This is a genomic window from Scytonema hankhaensis NUACC26, assembly GCF_045865695.1.
Taxonomy (GTDB): Bacteria; Cyanobacteriota; Cyanobacteriia; order Cyanobacteriales; family Nostocaceae; genus Scytonema.
This window is the reverse complement of record NZ_BAACAP010000144.1, coordinates 22,281-35,342: the sequence shown is the minus strand read 5'-3', so window position 1 is coordinate 35,342 and position 13,062 is coordinate 22,281. Positions and strand designations below refer to the sequence as shown.

The following is a 13,062-nucleotide window of genomic DNA, read 5'->3' as shown; positions in this document are numbered from 1 at the left end:
CCCCTAGCCCACGCCAGTCGCCTACGGAGGGAGACCCTCCGTAGGCGACTGGCGTGGGCTAGGGGGGATCGATAAGTGCCTAAAATCACAGTCAACTACTTTTCAAACAACCTCTTAAGCGACATCCTGTGAATCACTAAGGTGAATGCGAATGATTTGAGCAATTAAACTGGTTTTTACTTGTTTTTTACTAGCGATTAATTCCGCTTTGGCTTCTTTAAATGCTTTACTTAAAGCAAATTCTCTAATTAACTCGGCGAGATTTTTTAGACTATCAGGTTCATTATGAAACTGTGCTGGCTGAAATTGATTACGCAATTTTAAAAGCTTATCTAAGAAAACCTCTTCAGTTCGATACTGGACAATATTCAAAAAATTTTCTAATTGAAAAATACGTCGTGTTTTACTCCATTCTATTCCCCAAATTTTACCAATATCACCTAAAGATAAATTTTCTTGATAGTAAAGTCTCAATCCTTCCGGATAACGATGAGCAAAGTTCTTATAAGCTCGACTTTTTTTCAATTCTTCAATACGCTGTTGAATTACTTCTGGTATTGTTTGGTATAAACTTTGCTCAAACAGGTCTTTGCAGATTTTTTGAAGTTTTTCTAATTCTACATCTTCCTGGTCATAGTCTGTGTGATAAGGTAATTCTGGGTTGGGAAAGTAATTATTTGTTGAATCATTATAAACCTCTATGGATACAGTTTTAGTACTACCTGTTTTTCTGTAAAGCCAATCTTGACGTAAAATTTCGGCAATGCGTTTAAGATTAGAAATCAATTCTTTGACAGAAATAGCAATATTTTTTTGCCGCAAAAAACTTAATATTTCTTTACGTTGGCTTTGTGTTGGTTCAAAACAGCGTCCTTTTTGGCATGTTTTGAGTCTATCGCGTTGATAAACTTTTTGAAAAGCTTGTATAATTTCAAGTTCTTCTGCCGAAAATAGTTTCGAGAGGGGACGGGTTATAGTTTTACATAAAAGTCCCCAATCACTAGGAGTTGCTAATCCAAATTCCCACAAAAATGACTTGATATTATTATTTTGACAGGTAAGTCTTCTAATCCAATTATCTAAACTTTCATTTGAAACTAAGTTGGGATTAAATTTCTGTAATATACTAACGCTAAAAAATTCTCCTCCTTTTGAAATAGGTTGAGTTGTACCATCATGATGATTCAAAATATATTGAGTTTCACCTTGACTATCTAAAATCACTAGTGCTTTACCATCGTCGTTTAAAACTCTAGGTAGTAAATCAGTATGACTGAAAAGCCTATCTGCACTGGAGTTGTAGATGTTAGGGATGTTCTGGCAGGTAATAAAAATTCGATGGGAAACATAACACCGCAAACAAAGTCCAGCATAAGCACGCTGATAAACGTCATCAGCGAAGCGAAACATTTCCCATAACACCGTTTGAATTTGTTTATTCTCTTGTGCCGATAGTGTAGTCTTTTTGCTTAGGTGAGGGAATTGTAATTTAAAAAACTTCTTGACTCTATCGATTTCTCTGTGCCTTATTGACGGCAAGCGAATTTTCCAGTAGTTTGACGAGTAGATTGGCGGGTAGTTTGACGGTGATATCATAGTGGTGGCATAACTTTGTCTCATCATGGCGCTTATGATTTACACTTTCATCCAACTGTCTTGGATTTGATTGCCGACTGTATAACTAATAGGCATAAGTTTAATCAAAATATGCACTCAAAGAAAAATTGGCAGTATATGACTCAATACTGCGTGTGTCACTTTTGAAGAAGTCCATGCTCCGAAGCAGTTTCCAAACTCAGCGCCACTGGTCGCCACTTACCGTCGCTCGCACAACTCCTGCTTTGCTGTCTTTTTCACTTTAATTGGCTAAAGTCGAGTTCAAGAAATCAGGAATCTCCCTCAGCCATTCCTCTGCTTCTTTGTACAACCTAAACTGGCGTTCGCTTGTGCGAAACTCTGATGTGTGAACCATGCGTCTACCATTAACTAATTTTGCACCGTGGTACTTGTGCAGCAATTCGTGATACAAAACGAACTCCACGACAAATTCAGGAATGCGATCGTCATCTAGGGTTAGACTCATCACCACCCTATCTCTCGCGGGTTCGTAGTGACCAAACTTTCTGTATGTATGAATTTTGCTCCAAGTTAGACGTGGTTTTACAAGCTTGGCAGCAAAATACTCCTCATTCACTTTGTCAAATAATTTATCTAGATTGTAGTGTTTTCCCGTAGAAGTTTCTGCGATCGCTTCCACAATCAAATCTAACTCCATCAAAATTTCACTATATTCTTCCGAACTAGCAAAATCCTTCATCGCTCGTGTCATGTTGCGACTGTTACCAAACAAAGCAGCTTGTACCAAAACTTGTAAAACCTCATCTGGTGCATTGATAAATCCTTCACTCACTATGAGAGTCGCAAAGTATTCTCCTACCTTGCTTCTGTACAACCCTGCTAAATTCGTTATCTCAACAACGACTTTAACTGAATTCCGACCGCGTGCGCTAAACGCTTGTTGAGCAATATGCTGTAACCGATGCGTTGCTTGTACGTGGAGTTGCAGGTTTCGTTCATCGGTTAAAAACTTCATCCACGAGTAGATTTGACGGGAGGAACTTGTGAGGTTTGCAGGGGTTGTTTGTTGATTATCGCAAATCTTTTCTATTGCCGTTACACTTCTCATCAAAGCTTGAAGCAGTTCCTGCACCCGAGCAACATTTGGCGTTGGGCTTGAGGCTAGGTCAGAAATTTTCTGTAAAACAGCACGTTGTTGCGCTTTGATGTTCTTAAGACCAATCATCTTGTAAGGGTTATTGGCAGCGCCAATTCACTAGATAATCAAATAACCTAGCAAAACGGTGTGTGCTGGAGCAAGTTAGAGTTCAAGGCAAATCGGCTTTACGAACGTGTAAATATTACTGGAGCTACAGGTTTGACTGAAGCTCAGAAAAGTACGCTTAAAGCTTTAGGAGCGGTTGAGTTCTTGTAAAGAAATCTAGCATTCTAATTTGTAGCGGTTTTTAATTGGGGACAATACATAAAAAAAATTATGGAACCGCAGCCTGTAGCAGACGAACGCAGATAAATCTGTACTTCATTCAAGTAAAAACCGCTACAATTACCGATAAAGCTGTTCAATCCAAATACGCATTTCTATCTCAGAACCTGAGGTAAAATATTTTCCAGTTGCAGGATCGTAAACTTCCCAATAAATATCACCTTGGCGAGTCACTCGTTGCCGAACTTGTGGTTCCTCAGAAGGTATCAGGAAATTTATTAGTCCTTGCCAGCAACTTTGTAATATTTTTTTGGTCAATAAGTTGAAGTCTTTGTACGCATGAATTTTTACAACTTTTTGTTTCACGCATAATTGCTTGTTTTTCATATAACTCTTTCCATTATTTACATAAACAGCAAAGAACCAACAAAGCTTTAGATACTCATGAGAGTATTGCTGCTCTAAAACCTTGCTATTCACAAAGTAATTGAATTTTTTGTAAATGTCGTTACAGAAAAAGTCTGGATTTCAAAAATTCAAAAGGTCAGATAATGTCAGATGAACTTAATTGCACTTCGGACGATTACGCAAGCAACGTTATGACTCCAAACCTTAGCTTTGAGAGCATAACGCGATCGCCCCAGGCGGCGGTTCACCATCAAAACAACAGGGATTCACTAATCCTCCACGAGTAAAGCCAAGACCCCCCTCTAAAAACAATAAATTCCCATCTTCTGCGAGCAAAAAATCAGCAGAGAAACTGGGGATTGGCGTATGAGCAGCAAGTTGCTCGGTCAGGCGACGCACTTGAACAGCCGTTTCCTGATAAGCAACTGGTAAGGGACGACGAGTGTAGTAACTGGACACAGCAATCCCTTCTCTGAACGCAAAAGCTCTGAATTCAACCGGGTAATTCGTTTCTAGTTTGGCTTTAACCCAAGGTCTGAGCAAAACACAGATACTAGTCTCTTGCGATCGCTCCAGTTCCTCTAATACTGCAATAAATCGAGGTTCATCGAGCTCAAACTCTAACGTTGGCAAAGTTGTTGGATAGATCTGAGCCATTGTTGATTTGAGCGTTTCGGTACTACAACAGTCCCAACGCCACATTGTGTCGCGTGGCTGATAGTGTTGACGTAACCATAAGTAAGCTCGATCTAGGGTGGGAGTGTCTCCGAGTCCTTCTAAGAAACGATAAATTTCATCAATTTTGACTTTTGGACCAATGGTTGCAGGAATGTAGGCTAGCTGTGCTCGATCGCAGATTGGCAGCCAGTGACTCAGGAGAATAGGGTTCATATTTGAAATGCAGAACTAAACGTTATAGTACTAGTGTATTTTTTGATGTATATTATAAAAAAACTCCTTGAGTAGTTGTGCTAGCACTAAAATGCTTAGAAACTCAATTTGCAAGTACCCTACTACCCAAAAAGAAGTTGCAAGCCAACCATGAAAATTGCTATGTCGGCAAAAATGTGGCTAATATATCCCGGCCAGATTGAGCGATAGGTTAAGTAGCACCAAGACCACACAGCCCCTGCTAAGAAGACCCCCAACGAACCTAATGTCGTCGCACGCCAATCAAAGTAAGCAACTAAACCAATGGTATGATGAATTGTAAACAACAGCGCAGAAAGTACTACAGCAACTGGACTCGGCACTAAGATTTCACATTTACGGTAGACAAAATAACGCCAAACGAACTCTTCAAGCAAAGAGTTGATGAATATCCAGTACGCTGCGCCAACCGAGTAGATAGTCAAGCTATTCAATCCAACTTGTCTTGCTCTATCTCGAACAAATTCAACATCGATCCACTGCGATCGTAGCAACCAATAAGCGATCGAGATGATGCTGAACATTAACAATCCCAATCCAACTCCAGCTAACAAGTCGCGTCCCTTAGCAAATTGAATTTTTAAATCGCCTTTATCCACGTAAAACAACCAAACAATGGGTACGACTAGCAGCCAAATTTTAGATAATAAAGCGACTAGATGTCCGAACAGTCCTGGAAGAATATACAGTTGGGTTGCAACGCCAATGCTAGGAGCTGGTACGAGCAACACAAGAGCTAGCAGTGCATTTCGACCTTGGTTAACCTTGAACATATGAAAGTGATGCCTGATTTCAACACCAAAAGCAGCGCGATCGCTTCATTACTGCTTAATCATAAAATTTTTCGATGACATCTGCTATGGCATCATGAAGAATTTTGCGTTGATTCACTGCTCCATAATTCAAGTCAATTAGGTTGTACAATTCTTCTAGTTGTTCTCGGAATTTGGGATCTGCTTCTTCCATCAGGTCAATGTATGGCTCTGCTACTAAATTTAAATATTCACGTACCCAAAAGGCAAGGGAGTTGTCTTCTGCCTGAAGAATTGGGCAAGGAGCTTCCCAAAAATAGACCAAATAATCGATAGGAGTCGAAAGTAACCAGCCACAAAACTGTTGGTCAGCAAATAACAAATCAAAATCGCGGGCAATACGAAATCTTAGGCGGTGTTTTGAATCTTTAAGAGCTGCTTCTGTCACACAAGCAAAGAATCTTCCACTATGTTCAAAAAAGCGAAAATCTCCCATCTCTGGTTTGAGTTGTTCTGGGGAGACTAAACGTAGTAAACCTTCCACTGGTGGCTGGGATTGCCACGTTGCGATCGCTTGTTCTGAATCCAGATTGACTTCAGGTATGTGAAACCAAACACTTTGAAGTAAATTATTTGTTTTGCCAAAACGAAATTCTTCAAACTCCGACCAATACCAATTTCCACTGCCAATAGTTTGCAGAAAGTGTTTTTCATGCGTCTCACCACTATCGTATTGTCCGATTATCAGCGAGTTTCCTCTCAGACTCCATCGTGGATTTGAGGATAACTTTTCTCCCAATACAAGTTCAACTCTACCTAAATTTTATAAGTTAACTAACATGAATTTTCTGTATTTACTTCTTTTTAGCAATTGACAAACAAGATTCCAGCATTAATCTAGCCTCTGGCTCTGAAAAGAATTCTCCTTTAACATTTTCGCAACTAAGTAATGTATTTCCAAACATTTTATAAGTAAAGAGATGAAATTCTGAGCGATGAAATATATTACTTTCATACAAAATAATATTTGGATTATTTATTAAATATCTTTGTAAACGATTAATATCATTATTTTCTATCTCTTTTTTTATTTCAGCCATCATATTATTTTCATCTTGGAAAGCCCAGAGTTGAATTTGAAAAGTCTTTCCGGCATGAATTTCTACGCTTCCCCAAGAATTTTTCATAATTTTTGCACCTTTAGGAGCCATTAAAGTCAGTTTAATATCATCTACAGCAACATTTAGAGATTGCATAACCGGACTTTTAGTTTGTACGGTAGCAGCCATAGATTTATCGCTAAATGTGAAATTTGTGTGACTGGAAAGACCAAAGTTCTGTATATTTTGTTGATTTGCGCCTAAGTGCTTATTCTCAGAAGTTGACGAAATAACAAAAAACATAACAACTAACAAAAATAAATTAATTATCTTCATCTTTTCTGACTTTCTAACTTTTTAATCTACTTCTACTTATTTGTTGTTGTATCATTAATAACCTCAAAGTGTCAAACAGAAATGACTTCCACAAAAAATGGACGAGCCATCACTGTTGTGCGTGCATAAACTTACAAATCGCATGCAAACCCGTTGTTGTTGCGGTCTTTCTTTTTAGCGTTGTCGCCGAACTGAGCTACGGGAATGCTACGGATACCATATTGTAGATTTATGCGGGTACAAGGCTCGGTTGCTAGCAACTGACGGACGTACTCATCCCTGATTTCTGCTGCTTGCGTGCAAAGCTGGGTCACTAACCCTTGGTCTCTGCCCATTTTTACACTTCTGCCAGATGAATCCAATTGCTTGTAGTAAAAATTGGGGTTATTACCGCACTGTACTTTCAATTTAAATTGACTGCCATCAGACTCTGAAGCGGGTACTGACAAAAGAAGAAATTCAGGATTAAATTTAATGTCTGACATTTTCATATTCTTTGTATCCCATCTCCATACGCGAGACCCACTGGATATCTGATAGTTACTGGGGAGAGCAAAGGCAGGAACAACGCTTGTTAATAAAAATACTGTAGCTAAAACACCCAAAGTTTTCATACGTAACCTCTTTCAATGACCTGCTCTTAGTCTTCCCATGCCAGCTCTTTTCCAAACAGGTCATTCTTAAATATTCTGTAATTGATATTACTACGTAACCCGTAAAATTACGCTAAGGTGTAGTTATACTATTTCTCTAAAATTAAACTACAAATTGAAAAAATTCGTAGTTGTGCTGAGAATATCAAATTACCTTTAAGGGTACTGTTACACTCTAAGCTTACCTTTTATATTCAAGAAGAAGGTAAAACGAAACTTAACTCTTGTCTAGAAAAATTAGATTCCACAATAACGAAAATCATTGACAAAGAAGACGGCAAGAGTGGTTTGCTAACCAGGGATTAGTATCTATTGTCACCGAATGCCTCAGTCACGCCCTTAGAGCCATTTTGGATAACTTCAAATGAAGCGGCTGATGAGGGTGAAGGTAAGTGTATACGTCGTTGCACACTCACATCTATTAAAAATTACAACAACAAGTATAACGATGATATGAAAAGGAAACTTGTTATTAGAACGATACCGTTGGTAATATTGATAACTTTGTCAATATTGGTAACTACAGGCCTAAACTTTGCTAATGCGCAACCTGAAGGAGGCAGGTGTACTCCCAAACCTTGTGCTAAAAGATGAAGAGGCAACAAATGCGTAACAGCGTATCAGTTTCTTTGGGCTTAGATTCAGATGCCGATGTCACCAACTTTGACACTATCACAGAGATGATATTCGCTCTTCTGTGCAAAACGGGTGTTAGTCTTCAAATAATCGTGTAGCCAACTACAGCCGCGTACTATTAGCCGATCCAGATTTAGGGGTTGCAATTCTAAACCATTAAGACTCCAAATTTTGATAGTTCCATCGAAACTGGCACTAGCAATAGTCTCGCTATCAGGGCTAAAGCTCACGCTACCAACACCACCATTATGCCCCTTTAAGGTTTTGATCTCGCTGCCGTTGAGACTCCAGAGTTTGATTGTTTTGTCATCACTGGCACTGGCGATTATCCTACCATTTGGGCTAAAACTGACGCTAAAGACCCGATCGCTATGCCCCTTTAGGGTTGCAAGCATTGCGCCATCGCTATTCCAAAGTTTGACAGTGTTGTCATCACTGGCACTGGCGATGGTCTTCCCGTCGGGACTGAAACTAACGCTACCGACTCCATCTTGATGACCTTTTAGGGTTGCAAGCATTGCGCCATTGCTACTCCAGAGTTTGATTGTTTTGTCATCACTGGCACTGGCAATGGTTTTACCGTTGGGGCTGAAACTGACGCTAAAGACTCGAGCACTATGCCCTTTTAGGGTTGCAAGCATTGCGCCATCGATACTCCAGAGTTTGATTGTTTTGTCATCACTAGCACTAGCAATGGTCTTGCCGTCGGGACTGAAACTGACGCTTTCGACTGCATCGCGATGACCCTTTAGGGTTTTGAACTGTCTGCTGTTAAGACTCCAGAGTTTGATTGTTTTGTCATCACTAGCACTGGCAATAGTCTTGCCGTCGGGACTGAAACTGACGCTATAAACCTCATTAAGATGCTTGCCTAAGGTTCCTAGCGGACTACCATGACTACTCCAGAGTTTGACAGTTGTGTCACCACTGGCACTGGCAAGGGTCTTGCCATCAGGACTAAAACTCACGCTATAGACCCTATTATGATGACCTTTTAGGGTTGTAAAGGTACGCTCATTACTCCATATTCTCACAGTATTGTCAGCACTGGCACTAGCAAGGGTTTTGCTATCGGGACTGAAACTCACACTCGCGATCCCACCACTGTGCCCTTTTAAAGTACTGAGTTCGCTACCATCGCTACTCCAAAGTTTGATTGTCTTATCACCGCTGCCTGAAGCAAGAGTCTTGCTGTCAGGGCTAAACTTTACACTATATATTCCAGAGCCATGTCCTTTTAGAGTTCTGCTCTTGCTGCCATCGCTACTCCACAGCTTAACAGTTCCGTCCAAACTACCACTAGCAATGGTCTTGCCGTTAGGACTAAAACTTACGCTTTGGACTATGTCACTATGACCATTTAAGGTTCTTAGCAGATGACCATCGCTACTCCACAGTTTGACGGTTCTATCTAAACTGCCACTGGCAATAGTTTTGCCATTAGGGCTGAAACTCACGCTCATGACCCAGTTTTTATGCCCTTTTAGGGTTGTAAGCAAAGTACCTCTTTCAAGGCTCCAGAGTTTGACGGTGTTGTCACCACTTGCTGAGGCAAGCAGTCGCCCATCAGGGCTAAAACTCACGCCATAAACGTTGCCACTATGACCCCGCAAAGTTTTGAGTTGCTTGCCGTCAAGGCTCCAAAGTTTAATAGTGTTGTCAGCGCTAGCTGAGGCGACTGCTTGCCCATCTGGGCTGAAACTCACGCTGTAAACGTCACTACTATGACCCTTTAAGGTTCTTAGCAACTGACCGTTTTTGCTCCAAAGTTTAACAGTACGGTCACCACTGGTACTAGCTATAATCTTACCATCAGGGCTAAAATTCACACTGTAGACTATAGCGCTATGTCCCTCTAGGTAATTGCGTTCCTGCACTTCATCCAGTACTTGCTTCAGTTGTTTCACGGTCTCATTCTTAATATCAACTGGTGCTTCAATTTCGAGTAATTGACGACCTGCTTTAACACTATCTACTAATGCGGAGAGCTGATTATTTGAGATAAGATGAACTGTAGACATAGCATTTAATTGGGCGATTTGGGTCAATTTTCTTTGATACTCTGCTTTCCTTACACGGTTATCTGCCCATCCTGCCATTGCTACTGCCATTACTGAAGTAACACACAATATAGTAAGTCCGGAGCGAATAATTCGCTGTGCTTTCTGTTGCGCCCCAATCAGTGTTTGATTGGCTTGACTTAATGTATAATTAGCTTCACTTAATATATGACTTGCTTCTTTTTCTGCGTCTAAAGCAATTTGAATATCTTGCTTGTCCAACTCAAGACTTGCGGCTAAGAACTGATAATCCAAATCGCTTAAACTTTTACCAACTGCCCACGCTTGGGCATTTCGCAAGTCTTGTCCGCGCAAAAGATGTGAAGAATCTTGACATAAGGATGCATCCCAAATTGCGATCGCTTCGGCGTAGGGGCGTAAGAAAGCTAGCTCTTTCTCAACCCAAGTCTCATCAAAAACTGATTTATAAATGCGGTTGTAAACTCTTAAAAAACCTTGCTGCTTGACTACTAACCCAGATAACCGCAATTGCATTTGTTCTGGGCTATCATTGCTCTCAATTTCCCCAGAGCGCAAAATTTGTTGATACAGTCCCAGTAGCCGACCGGCGCGTTTCTCATTACTGAGTATGCGATCGCGTATTGTCTGTAAATGCTGTTGGTTATCTTGCGCCCACCAATTTTCAACGATCCTTTCTCGCACGATCGCAGCCACCCACTCTATTTCGCTGTTTGGATCGAAGGGTCTATAAGGATACGTGCAAATCAGTTGGCACAGCCATTGCGTTAGGAACGGTTGTCCACTCGTCCACTTTAACACCTCTTTCAAGACTGAAGAGGGGTTGCTAACCACCCCAAGGAGTCCTTTCTCTAAAGGCGTGGTTTGCTCTAGCTGAAAACCAGTCAGTTCCACGACCCGACTATCAATATTAAAGGGTGTGTAATTTGTAGAAGCAATCAAATCCGCAGGTGTTACCACTCCCAGCAGCCCAAAAGTCAGGCGATTATATTTTGGATGAAAAGCGCGTTTGTTATAACAGCTACTAACAAAAGCAAAGAAATCGTCTTTGAACTTTAAGGAAAGAACATTATCAATTTCATCGACGAAGATAATAATATTTTGACTCACCTTGTCTAGCAGTTCTTCTTCGATAAACCTACTCAACCGCAGTGACGGAGGAATATATTGATACTTGTACCACCACTCACCTGCATCAATTTCCAAATTAAACCCACTGATTATAAGGCTAAGGAAGCCACCAAAAAATTCATCTGGTGTCACTTCATAGCTACAAATGTCTCTCATTTCAATTGCACAACAAGCAAATCCAACTTTATGCAGTCTTTCCATTGTTCGTACCCGCAAACTAGACTTACCCATTTGTCGAGAGTTTAATACATAACAGAACAAACCTGCCTTTAACCCTTCATACAGTTCATAATCTGCTTGTCGTACTACATAAGTGGAAGCAGCAAAAGGCAAACTTCCCCCGACTTGATAAGAGTTGCTGAAGTTGTATGTTGCACTCATAAATTATTAACTAAGCGATCGCGAAAATACTTACGGTATAATTCGTAACGTGGCATGGCGCTATTGCCTGAAACCTTGACTAGCCCCAAGTCATTTAACTTCACAGCCGTACTTTGATTCAACTCGGCGTTAAATTCTACTGGAGAGTTTGCTTGGACTATTTTTTGAAAAGCATTCACCAGTTCAGAGTTAGATTGTAGATTCCGACCATGTCGTTCTAAGTGGCGGCTATAGATTCCCCATGCTGTGTGGGATGTTTGCAGGACTTGTTCAAGCGTTGCATCTTGCTGCGCTATCTGTTTAAGGGCTTCCCCTACCAAATAGGGATGTCCTCCCACCACAGCCATTAACTGTGTCACTTCGGCTGTATCCCAGTTCAATCCATACCGCTGTGCTAAAGAAAGCACTTGGTTTTCGTTGAAGTCTGTTAATGTCATCTCATATCCAGCATTAAATGGGGACTGATTTATATCAACCTCAGTATAGATTTCCGAATGTAGCACAACTAGCCGGAGTTGCCGCCAGAGTTGACGAGTCTTAGCGTCCTCATGCCAAGTTCGTAGCATACCCAAAAACTCGCTGGCAATTTCCCGATACGAAAAAATTCGGTCTATCTCATCTAAAGCTAAAGCCAGGGGACTATCTGATAGCAACAAATACTTCTCAAAGTAGCTTCGACATTTAATCTTGCTATTACCAATACTTTTGCGCCAGTGTTCTTCCAAGCTCACAGTCAACTCGAATCTATCAGCAATGATAGTACAGAACCACTGCAAGAATTTATCGAGATTACTAAAATCTTCTTTTGTCGCGTCCCGTAGATTTAAAACGGCTGTTCGGTATCCCTTTTGTTCGGCGTAATGCATCACCCTTGACATCAGCTCCGTTTTTCCTGTTTGCCAAGGGGCTTTTATTCGTAGTAAACATCCCGGCTTCAAAATCTCTGAGTAACAGCGCTCTTCAATGGGAGGGCGCTCTACATAAAAGGCAAAATCCTGCTCCACTGATTCTAAAGCAGATTGCGATTCTCCCAAAGGTGCAGTTAATGTGATGCTATTATAGTGTCGCTTCTCCCATTCTTTTCTCAAGGGTTGCCGAAAAGTTTTTTTACTGACTGGTTCTCCTAGGGCTTCTGAAACTTTACTCCATAACTGACTGCCGACTTCAGTAATGCGACCAGTAGAGTATCCTAGTATTTCAGCGATTTCCTTATAATCCCTATCCTCCCAAGAACCTCTGAACACTTCCTCTTCTAAATTACTTAAGTTTTTGTGGTTTTTTATACTTATTATTTGATTGGCGAATTTAAGTGCTTCTTCGCAAATAAATTCTGATTCTGAGTTCATAACTCAAAGTGGTGTAGAAATTCTCCTAAATTATATATAAGTCACATACGAATAAGTCGCTTTGGCAGAAAATTCCTAATTTTTTCTTATTTTTTATTAGACGGTTCCCAATCAAGTAATTATACTTAATACTTATGACCTTTATCTAATAAGCATTTCCGCGAATAGAGCAGTCATGGGTAAAAGTTTATTATTGCTTACCTCCTTATTTTTTCTTATTTTTAGGTGGACATTAATCAATGCCCGTTATTTCTCTGATTTTTTATAAGAACATTGGAAATTAGCTAGGTAACTAAGTTCTAATTTTTTCTTATTGTTACATCTAACAAATCGGAATTAGCATAGTTTC

11 protein-coding genes are annotated in these 13,062 nt (G+C 40.4%); 1 reads left to right on the top strand and 10 read right to left on the bottom strand.

The annotated features are described in order from the left end of the window. Positions 1–114 precede the first annotated feature (114 nt). Positions 115–1,224 carry a hypothetical protein gene (locus ACKTT2_RS09760; RefSeq protein WP_407886135.1) on the bottom strand — a complete coding sequence of 370 codons (1,110 nt, stop codon included), beginning with the start codon at positions 1,222–1,224 and terminating at the stop codon, positions 115–117. Positions 1,225–1,858: 634 nt separating this feature from the next. Then, positions 1,859–2,803 (bottom strand): M48 family peptidase, encoded by a 945-nt coding sequence (locus ACKTT2_RS09755; protein WP_407886133.1) that lies wholly within the window; start codon positions 2,801–2,803, stop codon positions 1,859–1,861. A 60-nt stretch (positions 2,804–2,863) separates the two neighbouring features. Between ACKTT2_RS09755 and ACKTT2_RS09750 the strand changes: the two genes are divergently transcribed. After that, positions 2,864–2,992 carry a hypothetical protein gene (locus ACKTT2_RS09750; RefSeq protein ID WP_407886131.1) on the top strand — a complete coding sequence of 43 codons (129 nt, stop codon included), beginning with the start codon at positions 2,864–2,866 and terminating at the stop codon, positions 2,990–2,992. 129 nt (positions 2,993–3,121) lie between these two features. Here the strand turns inward: ACKTT2_RS09750 and ACKTT2_RS09745 are convergent, their stop codons facing one another. From ACKTT2_RS09745 to ACKTT2_RS09710, 8 genes are all read right to left on the bottom strand, one after another. Next, positions 3,122–3,388 carry a hypothetical protein gene (locus tag ACKTT2_RS09745; RefSeq protein WP_407886129.1) on the bottom strand — a complete coding sequence of 89 codons (267 nt, stop codon included), beginning with the start codon at positions 3,386–3,388 and terminating at the stop codon, positions 3,122–3,124. Between the two features lie 225 nt (positions 3,389–3,613). Continuing rightward, positions 3,614–4,300: a hypothetical protein gene (locus ACKTT2_RS09740; protein WP_407886127.1), complete on the bottom strand. Its 687-nt coding sequence runs from the start codon at positions 4,298–4,300 to the stop codon at positions 3,614–3,616. A 122-nt stretch (positions 4,301–4,422) separates the two neighbouring features. Next, on the bottom strand, positions 4,423–5,112 hold the full coding sequence (locus ACKTT2_RS09735; protein ID WP_407886125.1) for a CPBP family intramembrane glutamic endopeptidase: 690 nt from the start codon (positions 5,110–5,112) through the stop codon (positions 4,423–4,425). Positions 5,113–5,167: 55 nt separating this feature from the next. After that, the gene (locus ACKTT2_RS09730) at positions 5,168–5,890 is read right to left on the bottom strand and encodes a hypothetical protein (RefSeq protein WP_407886123.1); all 723 of its coding nucleotides are present in this window, start codon (positions 5,888–5,890) and stop codon (positions 5,168–5,170) included. 55 nt (positions 5,891–5,945) lie between these two features. Then, the gene (locus ACKTT2_RS09725) at positions 5,946–6,527 is read right to left on the bottom strand and encodes a hypothetical protein (RefSeq protein ID WP_407886121.1); all 582 of its coding nucleotides are present in this window, start codon (positions 6,525–6,527) and stop codon (positions 5,946–5,948) included. Between the two features lie 131 nt (positions 6,528–6,658). Then, the gene (locus ACKTT2_RS09720; RefSeq protein ID WP_407886119.1) at positions 6,659–7,141 is read right to left on the bottom strand and encodes a hypothetical protein; all 483 of its coding nucleotides are present in this window, start codon (positions 7,139–7,141) and stop codon (positions 6,659–6,661) included. 680 nt (positions 7,142–7,821) lie between these two features. Then, positions 7,822–11,367, bottom strand: coding sequence for a WD40 repeat domain-containing protein (locus tag ACKTT2_RS09715; RefSeq protein ID WP_407886117.1), 3,546 nt, complete (start codon positions 11,365–11,367; stop codon positions 7,822–7,824). Then, positions 11,364–12,713: an AAA-like domain-containing protein gene (locus ACKTT2_RS09710; RefSeq protein WP_407886115.1), complete on the bottom strand. Its 1,350-nt coding sequence runs from the start codon at positions 12,711–12,713 to the stop codon at positions 11,364–11,366. Before ACKTT2_RS09710 ends, ACKTT2_RS09715 begins: the two co-directional genes overlap by 4 nt. Between the last annotated feature and the right edge of the window lie 349 nt (positions 12,714–13,062).

What these genes read in the sequence shown, in the direction of transcription:
- ACKTT2_RS09755 (WP_407886133.1), bottom strand. Translation starts at nt 2,803, where the DNA reads ATGATTGGTCTTAAGAACATCAAAGCGCAACAACGTGCTGTTTTACAG.
- ACKTT2_RS09745 (WP_407886129.1), bottom strand. Translation starts at nt 3,388, where the DNA reads ATGAAAAACAAGCAATTATGCGTGAAACAAAAAGTTGTAAAAATTCAT.
- ACKTT2_RS09740 (WP_407886127.1), bottom strand. Translation starts at nt 4,300, where the DNA reads ATGAACCCTATTCTCCTGAGTCACTGGCTGCCAATCTGCGATCGAGCA.
- ACKTT2_RS09735 (WP_407886125.1), bottom strand. Translation starts at nt 5,112, where the DNA reads ATGTTCAAGGTTAACCAAGGTCGAAATGCACTGCTAGCTCTTGTGTTG.
- ACKTT2_RS09725 (WP_407886121.1), bottom strand. Translation starts at nt 6,527, where the DNA reads ATGAAGATAATTAATTTATTTTTGTTAGTTGTTATGTTTTTTGTTATT.
- ACKTT2_RS09720 (WP_407886119.1), bottom strand. Translation starts at nt 7,141, where the DNA reads ATGAAAACTTTGGGTGTTTTAGCTACAGTATTTTTATTAACAAGCGTT.
- ACKTT2_RS09715 (WP_407886117.1), bottom strand. Translation starts at nt 11,367, where the DNA reads ATGAGTGCAACATACAACTTCAGCAACTCTTATCAAGTCGGGGGAAGT.
- ACKTT2_RS09710 (WP_407886115.1), bottom strand. Translation starts at nt 12,713, where the DNA reads ATGAACTCAGAATCAGAATTTATTTGCGAAGAAGCACTTAAATTCGCC.